This is a genomic window from Gluconobacter sp. GP1 (assembly GCF_032913585.1).
GTDB lineage: Bacteria > Pseudomonadota > Alphaproteobacteria > Acetobacterales > Acetobacteraceae > Gluconobacter > Gluconobacter cerinus.
The window spans coordinates 86288-104315 of the sequence record NZ_JASGXC010000004.1; the positions used below are offsets into that span (position 1 = coordinate 86288).

General features: G+C 56.3%; 16 protein-coding genes. 11 read left to right on the forward strand and 5 right to left on the reverse strand.

What is annotated here, in order from left to right; translation table 11 throughout:
- The first annotated feature begins 94 nt into the window (after positions 1-94).
- From rpsM to R5H23_RS11845, 7 genes are all read left to right on the forward strand, one after another.
- Positions 95-472, forward strand: a complete 378-nt coding sequence (rpsM, locus tag R5H23_RS11815; RefSeq protein ID WP_046901192.1) for a 30S ribosomal protein S13 — start codon at positions 95-97, stop codon at positions 470-472.
- Positions 473-530: 58 nt separating this feature from the next.
- Complete coding sequence (rpsK, locus tag R5H23_RS11820; protein ID WP_007282744.1) at positions 531-923, forward strand: 30S ribosomal protein S11; 393 nt, start codon at positions 531-533, stop codon at positions 921-923.
- A 130-nt stretch (positions 924-1053) separates the two neighbouring features.
- Positions 1054-2073 (forward strand): DNA-directed RNA polymerase subunit alpha, encoded by a 1020-nt coding sequence (locus tag R5H23_RS11825; protein WP_046901193.1) that lies wholly within the window; start codon positions 1054-1056, stop codon positions 2071-2073.
- Between the two features lie 28 nt (positions 2074-2101).
- The gene (gene rplQ, locus R5H23_RS11830; protein ID WP_046901194.1) at positions 2102-2521 is read left to right on the forward strand and encodes a 50S ribosomal protein L17; all 420 of its coding nucleotides are present in this window, start codon (positions 2102-2104) and stop codon (positions 2519-2521) included.
- Between the two features lie 335 nt (positions 2522-2856).
- Positions 2857-4173: an MFS transporter gene (locus R5H23_RS11835; protein WP_174694847.1), complete on the forward strand. Its 1317-nt coding sequence runs from the start codon at positions 2857-2859 to the stop codon at positions 4171-4173.
- Between the two features lie 112 nt (positions 4174-4285).
- A complete protein-coding gene (locus tag R5H23_RS11840; protein WP_317215538.1) occupies positions 4286-4519 on the forward strand; it encodes a hypothetical protein in 234 nt (77 codons plus the stop codon).
- A 52-nt stretch (positions 4520-4571) separates the two neighbouring features.
- Positions 4572-4742 (forward strand): DUF1328 domain-containing protein, encoded by a 171-nt coding sequence (locus tag R5H23_RS11845; protein WP_007282750.1) that lies wholly within the window; start codon positions 4572-4574, stop codon positions 4740-4742.
- 70 nt (positions 4743-4812) lie between these two features.
- Here the strand turns inward: R5H23_RS11845 and R5H23_RS11850 are convergent, their stop codons facing one another.
- The 4 genes from R5H23_RS11850 to R5H23_RS11865 are packed head-to-tail and all read right to left on the reverse strand — an operon-like array spanning position 4813 to position 14176.
- Positions 4813-6348 carry an efflux transporter outer membrane subunit gene (locus R5H23_RS11850; protein ID WP_086632955.1) on the reverse strand — a complete coding sequence of 512 codons (1536 nt, stop codon included), beginning with the start codon at positions 6346-6348 and terminating at the stop codon, positions 4813-4815.
- A complete protein-coding gene (locus R5H23_RS11855) occupies positions 6348-9626 on the reverse strand; it encodes an efflux RND transporter permease subunit (protein ID WP_317215539.1) in 3279 nt (1092 codons plus the stop codon). The genes R5H23_RS11850 and R5H23_RS11855 overlap by 1 nt, the downstream gene beginning before the upstream one ends.
- Positions 9623-12808, reverse strand: coding sequence for an efflux RND transporter permease subunit (locus R5H23_RS11860; RefSeq protein WP_211498493.1), 3186 nt, complete (start codon positions 12806-12808; stop codon positions 9623-9625). Before R5H23_RS11860 ends, R5H23_RS11855 begins: the two co-directional genes overlap by 4 nt.
- Positions 12809-12832: 24 nt before the next feature.
- Positions 12833-14176 (reverse strand): efflux RND transporter periplasmic adaptor subunit, encoded by a 1344-nt coding sequence (locus R5H23_RS11865; protein ID WP_099213183.1) that lies wholly within the window; start codon positions 14174-14176, stop codon positions 12833-12835.
- A 290-nt stretch (positions 14177-14466) separates the two neighbouring features.
- Here R5H23_RS11865 and R5H23_RS11870 point away from each other — a divergent pair, with 290 nt between their 5' ends.
- The 4 genes from R5H23_RS11870 (at position 14467) to R5H23_RS11885 (ending at position 17296) form a co-directional block, all read left to right on the forward strand.
- A complete protein-coding gene (locus R5H23_RS11870) occupies positions 14467-14757 on the forward strand; it encodes a CsbD family protein (RefSeq protein WP_046901199.1) in 291 nt (96 codons plus the stop codon).
- A gap of 62 nt (positions 14758-14819) precedes the next feature.
- Positions 14820-15443, forward strand: a complete 624-nt coding sequence (locus tag R5H23_RS11875; RefSeq protein WP_317215540.1) for a DUF4339 domain-containing protein — start codon at positions 14820-14822, stop codon at positions 15441-15443.
- Positions 15444-15590: 147 nt separating this feature from the next.
- Entirely contained in the window at positions 15591-16214 is a 624-nt protein-coding gene (locus R5H23_RS11880) for a ribonuclease HII (RefSeq protein WP_211503292.1), read from the forward strand.
- On the forward strand, positions 16211-17296 hold the full coding sequence (locus R5H23_RS11885) for a DNA methyltransferase (RefSeq protein ID WP_046901202.1): 1086 nt from the start codon (positions 16211-16213) through the stop codon (positions 17294-17296). Before R5H23_RS11880 ends, R5H23_RS11885 begins: the two co-directional genes overlap by 4 nt.
- Before the next feature lie 90 nt (positions 17297-17386).
- Here the strand turns inward: R5H23_RS11885 and R5H23_RS11890 are convergent, their stop codons facing one another.
- Positions 17387-17998: an ankyrin repeat domain-containing protein gene (locus tag R5H23_RS11890; protein WP_099213186.1), complete on the reverse strand. Its 612-nt coding sequence runs from the start codon at positions 17996-17998 to the stop codon at positions 17387-17389.
- Between the last annotated feature and the right edge of the window lie 30 nt (positions 17999-18028).

Genomic DNA, 18028 nt, shown 5'->3' on the forward strand with positions numbered 1-18028 from the left:
GGAGCTGACATGCCTGCGATGCAAACGATCCGGTTTCGACCGGACATGAAACAGGCTGACGCGGTCAATTGATCGCGTCGATGGGAGAATTGGCGTGGCACGTATTGCCGGCGTAAACATTCCGACCAACAAGCGGGTGGTCATCAGCCTGCGCTATGTCTACGGCATTGGCCCGTCGACCGCGCAGGCAATCTGCAGCAAGCTCGGTATCCCCGATGCGAAGCGCGTCAACGAACTGTCTGATGACGAGATCGTAAAGATCCGTGAACTGATCGACGGTGAGCACCGCGTTGAAGGCGACCTGCGTCGCGAAACCGCTATGAACATCAAGCGTCTGATGGATCTGGGCTGCTACCGCGGTCTGCGTCATCGTCGCGGCCTTCCGGTCCGCGGTCAGCGTACGCACACGAACGCACGTACCCGTAAGGGTAAGGCAGTGGCGATTGCTGGCAAGAAGAAGGTCACGCGCTAATTCGCGCCTGACTGCTTCACTCTGACGCTTCTCGCTAACTTTTAGGACGACCTCTATTATGGCTAAGGCCGCAGCACCGCGCATTCGCAAGAAAGAGCGCAAGAATATCATCTCTGGCGTTGCTCACGTGCTTTCCACGTTCAACAACACCATGATCACGATCTCCGATGCGCAGGGTAATGCAATTGCATGGTCCTCCTCGGGCGCACAGGGCTTCAAGGGCTCGCGTAAGTCCACACCGTACGCTGCGCAGGTTGCTGCAGAAGACGCAGGCCGCAAGGCTCGCGAGCACGGCATGGAAACGCTTGAGATCGAAGTGTCCGGCCCAGGTTCGGGGCGTGAAAGCGCTCTTCGCGCGCTGCAGGCTGTTGGCTTCACGATTACGTCCATCCGTGACATGACGCCGGTGCCCCATAACGGCTGCCGTCCGCGCAAGCGTCGTCGCGTTTGAGTGATGCCATGCCGCGCGTTCGTGAGAATGCGCGGCATGTGTAGTGATTGCATCTCCCTCCGCACGATTTGTGCGGGCCAGGTGCCGCCAATTTTTGTTGGCGGGCTTCGTTGTTTGAAAGGCCACGACCTTGGTTCTCCAGAAAAACTGGCAGTCCCTCATCAAGCCGGAGAAGCTTGAAGTCGAGCCCGGCCCGGTTGCCTCGCGCATCGCCACAGTCGTGGCGGAGCCGCTGGAGCGCGGTTTCGGTATGACGCTCGGTAATGCGCTGCGTCGTATTCTTCTGTCCTCACTACAGGGCGCTGCAGTAACAGCCATTCAGATTGATGGCGTTCTGCATGAGTTCTCGGCTGTTCCAGGTGTGCGCGAAGACGTTACGGACATCGTCCTGAACGTTAAGCAGCTCGCTCTGCGTATGCACAGTGAGGGGCCGAAGCGCATGATTCTCACGGCGACTGGTCCGGGAGAAGTGACGGCAGGACAGATTCAGGCTGGGCATGATATTGAAATCATGAACCCTGATCTCGTGATCTGCACTCTTGATGATGGTGTGAAGCTCGGAATGGAGTTCACCGTCAACATGGGCAAAGGTTACGTTGCTGCTGTTGCAAACCGTCCGGAAGATGCTCCGATTGGTATGATTCCGATCGATGCAATCTACTCACCGGTTCGTCGCGTGTCTTACAAGGTCGAGCAGACCCGCGTTGGTCAGGTTACTGACTACGACAAGCTGCTGCTGACGGTTGAGACGAACGGTGCTGTGACGCCGGAAGACAGTCTGGCTCTTGCTGCGCGTATTCTTCAGGATCAGCTTCAGCTGTTCATCAACTTTGATGAGCCGCGTCCGGTCCAGCATGAAGAGCCGCAGGATGACCTGCCGTTCAACCGCAATCTTCTTCGCAAGGTTGACGAGCTCGAGCTTTCGGTGCGTAGCGCCAACTGCCTCAAGAACGACAACATTGTTTACATTGGCGATCTGGTGCAGAAGTCCGAACAGGAAATGCTCCGTACGCCAAACTTCGGGCGTAAATCGCTCAACGAGATCAAGGAAGTTCTCACCGGTATGGGGCTGTCGCTCGGCATGAGCGTCCCGGCCTGGCCGCCCGAGAACATCGAGGATCTGGCCAAGCGTCTCGACGAGACGTTTTGAGAACTTCTTAGGGTAAGGAAAACTAGCAATGCGTCATGGTGTGAGCGGGCGTAAGCTCAATGTCACCTCTTCTCACCGCGCTGCCATGTTCCGCAACATGGCCGTCGCACTCATCAAGCACGAGCAGATCACGACGACTCTGCCGAAGGCGAAAGAACTTCGCCCGGTTGTTGAGAAGCTGATCACTCTCGGTAAGCGCGGTGACCTGCACGCTCGTCGTCAGGCATTCGCTCAGCTGCGTGATGACACGGTTGTCAGCAAGCTCTTCAGCACGGTTGCAGAGCGCTACAAGGCTCGTGCCGGTGGCTACTCCCGCGTTCTGAAGGCTGGCGTACGCTACGGCGACAATGCCGACATGGCAGTCATCGAACTCGTAGAGCGCGATGTTGATGCCAAGGGCCAGGACAGCGGTCCGAAGCCAGTTGCAGAAGAGCAGGAAGCCGCCTGAGGCTTCTCGTTTTGAGACGAAAGAAAGGCCGGTGCAGCAATGCACCGGCCTTTTTTTTATTCTGCGGTTCACATTGCTGTGCAGAGTGTGTAGTTTTGCCACATCTCTTGCAGGACGATTCCCGTCTGGTTTCTTAACCGGCTGTTTTTTCTCCCGCCCGTCAGGGCGGGGAGGGTGTCTCTTTTCCTGAAGGTCGACAATCTGTTGGCCTCGCTGTCCTGCATAATTTTGAGAAACGGGTCCGAGCACTCTCGTAGGGCCCGCAACGACGCCTCCCATATCTGTTTCGGCAATGAGGTCGAAGCAGGTTCGTGACGCGCCTATGCCTGGAGAGCATGAAAATGTCCGAAACAGCCGCACCTAAACGCGGACTAGCGGAAATTCTTGGCATCCCACGCGCCCTTTTCTGGGCTTTTGTTGGTCAGCTTTTATTCATGGTGGGAGACGGTGTCGAAGCCGGATATCTCGACACCTACATGCTGCACCACGGCCACTCCCAAGGGTTCGTCAACGAACTCTTCACTCTTTACGGCATCACGGTCATGATTGCCGCCTGGTTTTCCGGGCCTCTGTCTGATCTGATGGGTCCCAAAAAGGTCATGTGGATCGGCCTGATCCTTTGGGCTCTTCTGGAAGTCTGCTTCCTGACGTTCGGGCTGGGTCCGAATAGTGGGCCTATGATCCTTCTCTTTTATGCGCTGCGTGGATTTGCCTATCCGCTGTTCGCATACGGTTTCCTCGTGTGGATTGCTGCCGCCACCCCGGCTGCCATGCTTGGATCGGCTGCTGGATGGTTCTGGTTCTCTTTCTCTGCGGGTCTGCCGACACTTGGCTCCCAGTTTGCACGCTATACGATTCCATATCTTGGTGAACTCAAGACGTTCTGGTGCTCACTGGGTCTGGTGATTATCGGTGGCCTCGTGGCATTGCTGTTTACGCACGAGCCTACGGGCAAGAAGCGTCTTCTGCCGGATCATGTGCCCACCAAAGATATTTTCTTTGGCTCACTCAGCATCATGTGGCGTGAACCCAAAACGACGATTGCTGGCATTGTCCGTATTATCGATACGTCTTCGGAATACGCTTTCCTTGCCATCATGCCAGCGTTCTTTGTGGACCAGCTGCACTTTAGCCTCGAACAATGGCTCAACCTGCTGTCGCTGATCTTCCTCAGCAACATCCTGTTTAACCTTGTCTCCGGCATGATTGCTGACACTTTGGGACATCGTTTCGTGGTGTCGGTCTTCGGTGGTATCGGCGGCTTCATTGCCATTCCGCTGTTTTACTATGTGCCTATCTGGTACCCAGGGAATTTCTGGGCGGTTGCCGCAGCGGGCATTTTCTATGGTGCAACGGTGGCTGCTTTCGTGCCGCTTTCAGGCCTGATGCCGCAGATTTGCCCACGTGAAAAAGCTGCAGCTCTGTCCATTCTGGGTCTCGGCGCAGGCGCCTCGACATGGGTTGGTCCGGCAATCGTCTCGTTCTGTGGAGCAGTTTTCGGTCCGGGCATGAGCTATGTGATCTGGACATTTGCTGTGATCTACCTTGCTTCCGCAGGTATGACGCTTGCTCTCAAGATTTCTCCTGAGGCTCGTCGTTACACAGAAGAAGCTACGGCCCGAGGCGAAGTGAGTACGACTGTCGGTCACTAAGAGCGATCTGTCACATCTTCGTTGTTAAGCTGTTAAAGAGCAGGGGTGGTTCGTTATCGAGCTGCCCCTGTTTTCTTATGTCGTGGATGAAATGGTTTTGGAGTTGAAAACTATGGATGCGGATCTGGCGTCATATCTGGATGAGAGCGTGCCGTCCTTGCAGGATGGGGCTGGGCGGGTCGTCGGCTGCACCCGTGCAAAGAAAAATATTTGCTCGTTCTTAAAAGAAAGTCGGGCAGTTGTGGCTGATCTGATGGTGGATCAGCCGTTGTTCTTGCTGTTTTCCGCATTTCTCAGCGGTCTGTTGTTCGCGCGTACTCTTTTTTCAGGAAAGAAACCTTCCTGAGGCGCATGACGTTACGACATGACCACGACCTATAATTCAAGGATCATGTCCCATGCTGCACTATGCTATCGTTTTCTTTATCATTTCCATCATTGCTGGCGTGTTTGGCTTCTCGGGCATTTCTGCCGCGACAGCAGGTATCGCCAAGCTGTTTTTCATTATCTTCCTGGTGCTGGCCGTTCTGGCGATCCTGGCCGGTGTTGCTGGACTGCATGCTCTCTAAGAGCCGCATCCTCTGCCCGAAGAGGCCATAAAAAAGGGCGGGATCTTGAAGATCCCGCCCTTTTTGTTTTTTAGCGCCCGTTCTTGTCTTTTTGGATAAATGACGGGAGCAACGGATTGTCTGTCTGAAGAGAGGCTTTTGTCGGCAGGTCTTTGGAGTTCCAGCCGCCACCGAGATCTGTCAGTAGAGCAACTTCCGCATTGAATTGCTGCTGACGGATGCTCAACTGACTCTCTTCATATTGAAGGGCAGTCTGCTGTGCCGTGATAACGGTTGTATAAATCTGCGTCCCCGCAAGATACTCGTTCATGGATACTCGTACGGCGGCCTCGGCACTCGCAACAGCCTGGTTCTGAAGTCCTAGCTGCTGATCGAGATAGTGCAGGTTGGACATCTGGTCTTCCGTGTCCTGCATGGCGGCCAGAACGGTCTGTCGATATGTGGCGACCGCATTATCATAATCTGCCTCAGCCTCACGGACAGCCGCTGTTCGAGCGCCTCCCTGGAAGATCGTTTCGGTGGCAGCAGCCCCCAGGCCCCAGGTGCGCGTAGCCGTCTGGATCAGCTGCTGGAGCGGGTTGCCGCTGTATCCATAAGACGCAGAAAGCGTGATTTCCGGGAAAAAGGCGCCAATCGCATATCCGATCTCTGCGTTATAGGCTTCCATGTTCCGCTCAGCCTGAGCGACGTCTGGCCGGCGTTCGAGGATCATGGACGGAACGGCTACCGGCGCTGCTGGAATCTCCTTGGGCAGCAGTGCCGCAGCGATAGTGACATCTGCCGGTGCTCGACCGGTCAGCACTGCAATGGCATGCTCATACTGTGCGCGAGCGATATGAGCATTGGCAAGGCTGGCTTCGGTGGACTGCAGCAGATATCGAGCCTGAAGAACGCTTGTTGGATCTGCAACACCAGCCTCAAGCTGGTTCTCAAGGATTTTGAGATTATCCCGGTATAGACCCACGTTGCGCGTGTAGAGATCGATCAGGCTGTCCTGATAGCGCATGCTGAAATAGTCCTGCGCCAGTGTCAGCTGGTAGGACAAGCGCATACTGGCAACCAGTGCGGCGTCGCCCTGCGTCGCGGCGACCTGTTGCTGCACCTGCCGACGTATCTTTCCCCAGACGTCAACCGTCCAGCTGGCAGATGGGCCAGTTGCCCAGGTGTTGCTCGTGTAGGACTGCGACGAGGTGTACGTGAAGCCGCCACTTGTGCTTGAAGCACTGCTTCCCTGTGAATTTCTGTTGAAGCTGAAATTCCCGCTCAGTGTGGGGTAGAGGCTTGCCTTGATGGAATCGATTGTCGCAGCGGCTTTGCGATACTGCGCTTCGTATTCCTTCAGGCTCTGATTGGACGTGGCGATCCGTTCTTCCAGATCATTGAGAAGCGGATCATTAAAGATGGTCCACCAGTCGCCTTTGGGCATCTGCACCAGATCCGGGCGTGCCTTGTTCCAGCCGGCTGGGGGAGGCACTTCCTTGAAATGCGGAGAAATGACTGCCGAAGGACGATGGTAATTCGGTCCGACCATGCACCCACTCAGGAAAGGCAGGGCTGCGGCTCCCAGCAGAAGAGTACGCAGGGAAGGCATACGAAGGACGGTCATCAGATTTCCGTTTCCCGGGGCGAGATGTGAAGCAGAATGGCAAAGTGATGTCGGGCGCGGCCGAGCATTTTTCCGAAACGATCAAGGTATAAAAACACGACGGGCGTGCTGTAGAGCGTAAGAAGCTGGCTGACCATCAGGCCACCCAGAATGGCGATGCCAAGCGGGCGGCGCAGTTCGCAGCCATATCCATTCCCGAAGACGAGAGGCACGGCACCAAAGGCTGCGGCCAGAGACGTCATGAGGATTGGGCGGAACCGCAGAACACTCGCCTGTTGGATAGCCTCAAAAGCTGTCGCGCCCTCACGTTGCGCCACGAGTGCAAAATCGATCAGCATGATGGCGTTCTTTTTGACGATGCCAATCAGAAGAATGACACCAATCATCGCCATGAGTGAGAACTCCTGCCCAAACAGCTGAAGGGCGAGAAGGGCGCCGACGCCAGCGGAAGGGAGCGTGGACAGGATCGTCAGGGGATGAATGAGGCTCTCATAAAGCATACCCAGAACGATGTAGACCGCAGCAAGAGCCGCAAGGATCAGCAGAGGCTCATCACTGACAGACTTCTGGAAGGCAGCGGCGTTGCCAGCAAACCCACCGTGAATGGTCGGTGGAACATGCAGTTTGACCATAGCGGCTTCAACGGCCTGAACGGCAGGCCCGAGGGACGCTCCTGGGGCAAGGTTGAAAGATACGGTCGTTGCAACCGAGAGGCCATCATGGTTGACGGTCAGGGCCGTGTTTGTTGCGCGCTGGTATCCAAGCACCGATAGCGGCACCATGTTGGAAACGCTTGTTGCGACGGCGGCACCACTGGAAGCAGATTTTCCACCAGCCAGAGCATTGGCCACAGAGTTAATGTAGGACTGCTCGCTTTGCGAGAGCGTACTGGTTGTGGTGTCGGCTCGAACACGCAGGTTGTTCGAAGACGTGCCACCTGCGGCTGTTCCGCCAGAGGCACTCACCCACATCTGTTTCAGCGTTTCGGGGCTTTCCCAGTATCGCGGAGCGACCTCCATCACCACATGATACTGGTTCAGATTTCCGTAAATGACGGAAGCTGAGCGCTGTCCGAACGCATCGTAGAGTGTGTTGGCAATGAGCTGGGGCGTGATGGAATACCGAGAGGACATATCCCGGTTGATCGCAATGGCAATGGCCTGACCGCCTTCTTCCACGTTGGATGAAACATCCATCAGCAGAGGAATTTTTGAGAGCGCCGAGACAATCTTCGGCGTCCATTCATAGAGATCTTCGGCCGACGGGCCTTCCAGCGAATACTGATAGGCTGCGTCACCTGAGCGCGCACCTATACGGACGGCGCCGGGGGCCATCAGACGGAGCTGCGCACCTGGAACATTCGAAAAGGCCCGGTTGATGCGTTGCACCGTGGCAGCCAGATCGTCCTTACGGTCCTCTTTAGACTTCAGAGCAACGAAAAGATTGGCAGAGTTGGCCGAACGCCCGCCGGCGCCGCCCATAACGCCTGCGACATCCCTGTCTGCGGCGACAACCTTCATGGCGTGAGCCGTGATGTCTTTCAGAGACTGGAAAGACACGGACTGGTCGGCGACCAGACGCCCCATCAACTGACCGGTGTCTTCAGAGGGAAAGAAGCCTTTGGGCATTTTCACAAAGAGAACACCAGCCAAAATCAGTGTGGCTGGCAGAGACATGACGATCAGGAACGGATGCCGGAGGCTCCATCCTAGCGATTGCTCGTAGCCTTTCGCGACGCGGTCGATCATGCGTTCGAGCAGGGAGCCAATTCTGCCCCAGAAACCCTGTGAGGCGGCTGGCGCAGAGGTGAGGATCAGTGCGCTGAGCATCGGGGTGAGGGAGAGGGACAGGACCATGGAGATGGTCAGGGTAATGACCATTACCATCGCGAATTCATGGAATAGCCGACCCGCAATGCCCCCCATGAACATGATGGGAGCGAAAACCACAATCAGGGACACGGTGATGGATAGAACCGTGAAGGCAACTTCGCTGGCCCCAAGGATGGCAGCTTCCATCCGCTCATGGCCCATTTCCATGTAGCGGGTGATGTTCTCAAGAACGACAATGGCATCGTCCACAACGAAACCGGTGGAGATTGTCAGGGCCATCAGAGACATATTGTCGAGCTGATAACCCAGCAGTGACATCACCCCAAACGTTCCGATGATCGAAATGGGGACGACAATCGCTGGAATGAGAATGGCGGACAGGCTGCGCAGGAACAGCAGCACAACGACGACGACCAGCACCACGGCTATGATGAGGGTCTGTTTCGTATCATTCAGGGACGCGCGGATTGTCTTGGATCGGTCAATCAGGACGTTGATATGGGTGTTGCCCGGCATTGCCGACTGAAGAATGGGAAGGCGCTTGCGGATACCATCAACAGTCTTGATGACGTTGGCGCCACCCTGTGTGAACACCGTACAGATGATGGCGCGTTGACCGTTGAGGAAGCCTGTCTGGCGTAGATCTTCAACGCTGTCATTGACTTCCGCGACGTCTGTCAGGCGGACGGGTTGGCTGTCACGATAGGCGACGACCAGCCCACGATAATCAACGGCTTTGCTGGCCTGATCGTTGGTGGACAGCATGAGACGCGTGCCATGGGAGTCAATGAAACCCTTCGGCGTATGAGCGTTGGCCGATGCAAGTGCCGCGCGAACATCTTCGAAACCAATGCCATAGCGGAACAGGCGGAGAGGATTTAGTTCTACGCGAACCGCTGGGAGGGAACTGCCGCGGATTTCGACTTCGCCCACGCCCTCAACCTGACTGAGCTGCTGAATCAGAACGTTGCTGGCAAACTCATAAAGCTCCTGTGGCGTCCGTGTGCTGGACGTCAGCGTCAGTGCAACAACCGGGGGACCGTTGGAGTTGGCTTTGTCGTAAGTCGGGTTTGTACGCAGAGTGGAGGGAAGATCCTGGCGTGCGCCCTGAAGTGCAGCCTCCACGTCTCGTGCGGCACCATTAATGTCGCGGGAGAGGTCAAACTGAAGAGTAATGCGCGTCTGATTGACCGTTGATTCAGACGTCATCTCCGTAACGCCCGAAATTGCGCCCAGATGCCGCTCCAGCGGTGCTGCGACTGTACTGGCGATCTCGGACGGAGAACCGCCAGGCTGGTTCGCCATCACCATGATGACCGGGAAGTCCACGTTCGGCAGATCGGCGACGGGCAGGCTGAAATAGCCCAGGATGCCGCCGATCAGGAGCGCGACGGCCAGAAGGATCGTTCCAACTGGCCGCATGACGAAAAGGCGGATCAGCTTCACGGGTTGCTGTGCGTGCTTGGAGTTTGCGCTCGGCCTGCGTGATAGCGCTGCATGAGCGTCCTTGTCTTACGACCGATGCCGTCCATGAACAGATAGATGACCGGAGTGGTAAACAGGGTCAGCATCTGTGACAGCATCAGGCCACACACAATCGCCACGCCGAGGGGGCGGCGCAGTTCGGAGCCGACGCCATGGCTCAGCATGAGAGGCAGGGCACCAAACAGGGCGGCCAGCGTCGTCATAAGGATTGGACGAAAACGCAGGAGAGCTGCCTGGCGAATGGCTTCGAGCGGTGTGTGCCCCTCCAGTCGCTCGGCCTCGAGTGCGAAGTCGATCATCATGATGGCATTCTTTTTCACGATGCCGATCAGCAGCACGATGCCAATGATCCCCATGATGTCGAGGTCCATACCGAACAGGTACAGGCCAATCAGCGCGCCGATAGCAGCGGATGGCAGCGTGGACAGGATGGTGATGGGGTGGATGAAGCTCTCATAGAGAATACCCAGCACGATATAGACCGCGATGACCGCAGCCATAACAAGCCAGACTTCGTTCGTCAGAGACGAGCGGAAAGCTGCGGCTGTGCCCTGGAAAGCAGTTTCGAATGCCGGGGGAAGGCCAAGCTGCTTCTCAACCCGTTCAATGGCACTCGTTGCCGCACCGAGCGAATACCCTTTCGAGACGTTGAAAGAGATCGTCGTGGCTGGGAACTGGCCGTAATGACTGATGAGGAGGGGGGCAAGGCTATGACTGATTGTCGTAACCTGCTTCAGCGGGACCAACCCGGAAGTCGGCTGACGTGTCGGGCCGGAGGTGCTGCTGCCTGCTTCGGATGAAATCCCCGGCAGGTACAACTGGTTGAGGGATGTCAGGTCGTTTTGAAGGTCTGGAAGCGCTTCCAGAATGACGCGGTACTGGTTGGCCTGCGTGTAGATTGTTGAGATCTGACGCTGGCCATAACTGTCATACAGAAGGTTATCGACCGTCTGCGGTGTGATGGAATAACGCGCACCCGTTGCACGGTCGAGCGAGAGCTGGGCAACCAGACCTTCAGCCTGCAGATCGGACGTGACATCCGACAGGGAAGGCTCCTGTTTCAGCGCGTCGACAATTTTTGGAACCCACGTCTTGAAGGTGTCGTAATCCGGGTTCTCAAGCATGAACTGGTATTGTGTGGCCGAAATCGAGGAATCCAGAGACAGATCCTGAATCGGCTGAACAAACAGCTGCGTTCCGATGACATTCTGGCCGACCTGGCCCAGACGCTGAAGGATGGTCGACAGGTCGGAAGTGCGCTCGTCCCGCGCCTTGAGATTGATCAGGAAACGACCCACGTTCAGCGTCATGTTCTGGCCGTCAATTCCCACAAAGGAGGAAATGCTGGCTACATCCGGATCCTTGAGGATCTCTTCGCCCAAAGCGGCCTGACGTTCTTTCATGCCGTTGAAGGAAATCGCCTGCGACATGACGGAAATGCCCTGCACAACGCCAGTATCCTGCGTTGGGAAGAAGCCTTTGGGGATTGTGTAGGCCAGTGCGCCCGTCAGGATAATTGTTCCGAGCGTGACCAGAAGCGTCAGGCCACGGAACCGCAGAACCACGTCCAGCCAGCGGCCATACAGGGCAATCATGCCATTGATGCCACGTTCGGTGCCGTCGGAGAGGCGACCCCAGATTCCACGGCTCTTGGACGGAGCATGCGTATCCGTCAGCATCCGCGCGCACATCATTGGAACCAGCGTAATGGACACAATGGCCGAGATGACAATCGTGATGGAGAGCGTCATGGCGAATTCGTGGAACAGGCGTCCCACGACATCCTTCATGAACAGCAGTGGAATGAGCACTGCGATCAGCGAAACCGTTAGCGAGATGATGGTAAAGCCGATTTCCCCGGCACCCTTCAGGGCGGCAGTGTAACGGTCTTCGCCAGCTTCCACGTAGCGGGCAATGTTCTCGATCACCACGATGGCGTCATCCACCACAAAGCCTGTGGCAATGGTGAGGGACATCAGCGACAGGTTATCGAGCGAGAACCCGAGCAGATACATTGCCGCCATGGTGCCCACCAGCGAAAGCGGGACCGACAGGCTGGGAATGATTGTGGCAGGAACATTGCGCAGGAAGACGAAAATGACGCCGACCACGAGCAGCATGGACAGACCCAGCTCGTATTCAACATCATCAACAGAGGCGCGGATGGTTGTTGTCCGGTCTGTCAGCGGTGTGATTTCGATGCCAGGAGGGAGATCCTGCTTAAGCTGGGGCAGGATGCGCAGAACATTGTCCACCACGCCAATCACGTTGGCGCCGGGCTGACGCTGAACATTCAGGATCAGGGCAGGGGTTTTGTTCGACCATGCCGCCAACTGAGTGTTCTCTGCGCCTTCGACGACCGTAGCCACATCGCGAACGCGGATCGGGCCGCTGTTCTGATAGGCAATGATTTGATCCATCAACTGATCGACGGACTTGATCTGCCCATCAATGCGCAGGGACGTAGAGCGCTTGGGGCCGTCAAATGTGCCCGTTGGGGAGTTGACGTTCACCGTTGTGATGATGGTCCGCAGGGTATCGATCGCGATGCCGTATGATGTCAGCTTCGGGATGTTGACCTGAATACGGTACGCTTTGCGATTGCCGCCAGACAGCGTGACAAGGCCCACGCCGGAGATCTGGCTGATCTTCTGCTCAAGACGCGTGTTGACGTAATCTTCCACTTCCGGAAGCGGCAGGGTTTTCGACGTGATACCCAGTGTCAGGACCGGAGTATCCGCCGGATTGACCTTCGCATAAATCGGAGGTGCTGGCAGATCCGTTGGCAGCAACGATGTCGCGTTGTTGATGGCGGCCTGAACTTCCTGCTCGGCCACGTCCATGGACATATCGAGGCCAAAGCGCAGAGTGATGACCGACGCACCGCCAGAAGACTGAGACGTCATCTGGTCAAGGCCCGGCATCTGGCCAAGCTGCGTTTCAAGCGGAGCGGTGATGGATGTGCTCATCACGTCCGGTCCGGCGCCCGGGTAATAGGTCGATACCGTAATGGTTGGATATTCAACCTGTGGCAGTGCTGAGACTGCCAGGAAGTGGTAGCCGAGCAGTCCGCTCAGCAGGATGGCGAACATCAGGAGGCTGGTGGCAACCGGACGCTCGATGAACAGGCGGGACGGATTCACGGTCTTGCTGTTCCCTGTGAGCGGTCAGTGATTGCCGGTGACATCGGCTGCGGACGGATCATTGCCACGCTTGGCGGCATCAGTGCTTTGCTGACCATTGCTATGGCGATGATGGGTCTCGGCCGTTTTGGCTTCAGCTGCAGCATTCTGTGTCGTTGGAGCGGAAGTGTCAGGGATCGAGATTTTCTGACCCGGGCGCAAATGGCTCACGCCATCAGTCACGACACGATCACCGGCTTTCACACCGGACAGAATGACGGCGTTGCTGTCGTCAGTCTCGCCAACCTTCACCGGAAGGTCCTTCACCGTCATGTCCGGCTGTACAACATAAAGGAACTGCCCGTCCGGGCCTGTCTGAAGCGCATTACCCGGCACGATAAGAACGTTGTGCAGTGTGTTCACGAGCAGGCGGGCATTCACGAATTCATTCGGGAACAGCCGTTCGTCTTCATTGGCGAAAATGCCACGCATACGAACCGTGCCGGTGGACGTGTCGATTTGGCTATCCAGCGCCTTCACGGTGCCGGTGGCGATTTTCTGGGTGTTATCGCTGTTCCAGGCTTCGACCGGAAGTTCCTGCACTTCACGCAGACGGTCAGCAACCGGGCCAATCTGATTCTGCGGCACAGTAAAGATAACGGAGATTGGCTCCATCTGTGTCAGGATTGTCAGGCCGCCGGACTGGCCGGCAGAGACATAGTTGCCCTTATCGAGCACACGGATACCGACGCGGCCATCAACCGGGGCAATGATGTGACAGTACATCACGTTCAGTTCGGCATTATGGACGTTGGCTTCGTCGAACTTCACAGTGCCTTCAAGTTGCTGAACCGTGAATTCCTGATCCCGAGCTGTCATCGCTGATGTTGAATTCTGACGGATCAGCTTCTGGTAACGGGCATTATCCACACGGGCCTTTTCCAGCTGGGCGCGGTCAGCTGCAAGTGTTCCTTTGTACTGGGCAAGGATTGCTTCGTACGGACGTGGATCAATCAGTTCCAGTTCATCGCCCTTTTTAACGTGCTGGCCTTCCTGATAATAAACATCAAGAATATGGCCATCCACGCGCGGTGTAATCGTCACGTTCGTCACGGGAACGACGGTGCCGATCAGTTGCAGGATTACAGGCATGTCGCCTGTATGCACCGTGGCAACAGCAACAGGCTGCGTATCGCCCGCTGCGCCATTTTTGCGCGATTTTCCGGAATGAGATCCATGCGTCCGCAGGACTGCAAAAAGGATCAGCAGAATCACCAGAACAATTGTGCCCCATAGCAGCCAGCGACGGCGGGGGCGTCGGGCTGGTGTGGGGGACTGGGCGTTGATGCTCTGGTGGCGGTCGCTGGGTCCGGCCGTCTGCTCGTCCATAGTGGTCCTGTCTTTCCCGTACAGCTTTTTGGCATGGATGCGCCTGAGAAACGGCATCCTTCCGTCAGTTGTTCTCTTATAGTGCAGCGAATGCAATGCTGCCATGACGGGACCTTAAATCCTGTTCAGGTTCAGCAACGAATTTGAAACATGGAAGGCTAAGAGATTGCTTTTCAAGGCAATCTCTCTCTTGCTTCATTTCACGCTCGCACCATATCCTTATGGAAACCCGATGGTCCGTGAGCCGTTTAAGGCAGGAACGGATCATATCCGGATAAGGAGATACAGACATGGCTGATACGACAGGTACAAAGGCCGAGGGCCTTCTTGATGAAGTCAAGGGCAAGGTCAAGGACGGCGTTGGCGGTCTGACGGGTGACACGGCCACGCAGGCTGAAGGCAAGTTTGACCAGCTTTCGGGTATGGCTCAGCAGGAATTCGCTGATCTTTATGACGAAGGCGAAACGAAGCTTGAAGCCGCTACGGCTTTCGTTCAGGACCGTCCGCTTATCTCCATCGTCATTGCCACCGTCGTTGGCATGATTGTTGGCGGCCTGCTGTTCGGTCGCAAGAGCAGCTGATTTCACACACGCATTACTTCGTGTGCTAGAAGCCTCCCGGAGTAATCCGGGAGGCTTTTTCTATGGAATGGTTTTACGAGAATAACGGGCAGCAGACAGGGCCCGTATCCCGTGAAGAAATTCTGCGTCTGATCATGCAGCAGCGGATTCGTCCGGAGACGCTGGTCTGGACGTCAACCTTTGGGGATTCCTGGCGTCCGGCGTCGTCCGCCGGGCTGGTATCGCCATTGACCGGACTTGTGCGTCCTTCCGCAGAAATTTCAGAGCACTGGGCCTGGGCGCTGCTTGTTGGCCCGTGGATCATGGGACGTGTGACGCTCTACATCGTGGACTGGCGGCATGTGGCAGAAGCCGACCGCATGAACACGATGTCCGTGGTTAGTCTTCTGGTGCTAGGTCTGTTCTTTACGGCGTTTTTCATGGATCGGAACTCGATCCGAGAAACAGGCGCGACACCGCCGGGGTTCTGGTGGTGGCTTTTCCTCCCCGGATATTTCTGGCGCCGCCGTCAGATCACCGGGCGAGGCCGATCTCTTCTTGTCGTGAGCCTTGTACTGCTCGTGTTCAACATTGGTGACACCCTCAGCCGTTGGCCGGAAATACAGCAACAGGTGAAGCACGGTCACCACGTGACCAGTGCTCCTCAGGACCCTGCGGAAGGCGACGGCGAGCAGGAAAACCTCTGAAAGGCACGAGAAAGAGTCTTTCGAGGCACACTTGACAACTTATTCTGAAAAATAAGCCATTTTTGGGCTTCCCTTTCGAGTCGCCATGATTCAAAACCGATTCGGTAGTCAGTTGATTGACCGGATTGGTCGGGGAGAAGTTCAGGAATGCCAGATTACGCCCTTGAAGCGGCCCATGGCGGGCTGGTCGTCGGGATCGACGAAGTCGGGCGTGGTCCTCTGGCTGGACCTGTAGTCGCAGCAGCCGTTGCGTTCACCTCTCCCCCTGATGAAACGCTTTCGCGTCTTCTTGATGATTCCAAGAAACTGACAGCGAAGCGTCGTATGGTCGCCTATGACCTGCTGATGCAGGCGCCGAACATCCTAATTGGGGTGGGCGCAGCATCCGTCACGGAAATTGAACAGATCAACATTGCGCAGGCCTGCCACCTGGCCATGAGACGAGCGTTGGACCGGTTGGATCGCATGCCGGATCTTGCGCTGGTTGATGGCAAGCACGCGCCCAAGCTGCCCTGTCCCATTCAGATGGTGATTGGTGGAGATGGCATCAGCCTCTCCATCGCGGCAGCCTCCATTATCGCAAAAATTACACGAGACCGCCTGATGGCCCGTCTTGCCGTTCGGCATGATGCCTATGGATGGGAGCGCAATGCCGGATATGGCACCGCTGTTCACATGAGCGGCCTGAAAACACAGGGTGTGACGCCCCATCACAGGCGCGGATTTGCGCCTATTCGAAACATGATTGAAGCAGAGGCACACGCAGCATGACCGGCGAACTCCCAGTGGACCAGATCCTGCGTGGTGAATGCGTGGAGACGATGAAGACCCTGCCGGATGGCAGCGTGGACTGCATCTTTGCCGATCCGCCATATAATCTTCAGCTTCGTGGCGAACTTCGGCGCCCGGACGAAACTGTCGTTGATGGCGTTGATGATGCCTGGGACAAGTTCGACGATTACTCGGCTTACGACAAATTCACGCGTGAGTGGCTGTCAGAAGCACATCGTATTCTGGACAAGGACGGCACGATCTGGGTGATCGGCTCCTATCATAACGTGTTTCGTCTTGGTGCTATTCTTCAGGATCTTGGGTTCTGGATCCTGAACGACATCATCTGGCGCAAATCCAACCCGATGCCGAATTTTCGTGGGCGCCGGTTTACGAATGCTCATGAAACGATGATCTGGGCTGCCAAGAGCCCGCAGAGCCGTTATCGCTTCAATTATCAGGCCATGAAAGCGCTGAACGACGACCTTCAGATGCGATCAGACTGGTACTTGCCGTTGTGCACGGGGAACGAGCGCCTCAAGAACGAGCACGGTTTGAAGCTGCATCCGACGCAGAAGCCGGAAAGCCTTCTGCATCGTGTGCTTGTGGCGTCCACGAATGTTGAAGATGTCGTGCTTGACCCATTCTGTGGCAGTGGCACGACACCTGCGGTGGCCAAGCGACTGGGGCGTCACTACGTCGGAATTGAGCGTCACCCCGATTATGTGAAGGCTGCGCGTGAGCGGGTTGCCCGCGAGGAACGTCTGACGTCCGAACATGTTGCTGTCACGCCTGCCAAACGCGATATTCCACGGATTCCGTTTGGGAGTTTCGTGGAGACGGGTGTCTTGCCTGCGGGAACGGCACTGTATGATCGTCAGAAGCGTCTGAAGGCAACGGTCACGCCAGATGGCACGCTGGTATCGGGCAATCAGCGTGGTTCCATTCATAAGTTGGGCGCAATGCTGACCAATGCGCCTTCCTGCAATGGATGGACGTTCTGGTTCTTTGAGCGGGACGGAGAAATGGTGCCGATTGATATCCTGCGCCAGGAAAGCGTTGCCCTGCGAAACGTGGGCTAAAGCGCCCTTCCGCTCTGGAAAGCAGATTATAAAAAAGGCCTGAAGGAGAACTCTCCTTCAGGCCTTTTCTGTTTCTAAAACGTTAGGAAATCAGCGTCCTGCAAATCCAAGGAAGCCGGATGCCGGATCAGCGGTACCGCCCTTTTCATCGAAATGAGGAGAAGGCGCCGCACGGGTTGCTGTCGAGGCTTTGCCGCCGATTGTCAGGTGACCGCTGCCACCTTTCATCTGCACGCCGCTATCCTTAACGCTCGTTTCCAGACGTCCATCCGGATTATAGGTCCGCATGGAAAGCAGCAGGAACATGATGTCCTTGCGGTTGAGGTCAATCGCCATGTCCAGTGGGGTTTGATCAAGAATGTTGTGGCCATTCATGTCAGCACCGCGATTCAAGGCTTCCTTTGACGCATTCAGCGAACCGCGATTAATGGCATCGAAAAGAGCCGTCGTCGGGTTCGTGTCCACACGCGCATGACCTGCGTCGTCATCTGCGGCTTCTGCACCTGGCAGGGCTGAAGGAGGAGCTGCACGTTTGGCAGCCTTGCGGGCTTCTGCCTTTTTGGCAGATTCTTCCGCATCCTGTTCAGCTTCCGCGTCATCGGCATCCTGCGCATGGGCAGAGTGCCAGGGCACGAAGATTGTCGGTGTGGCTGCCAAAGCGGCAATCAGCAGAAGGCGGGGCAGGGTGAGGGGCAGTCGCATAGGGTCAATATACTGCGATCTGAAGTCCTG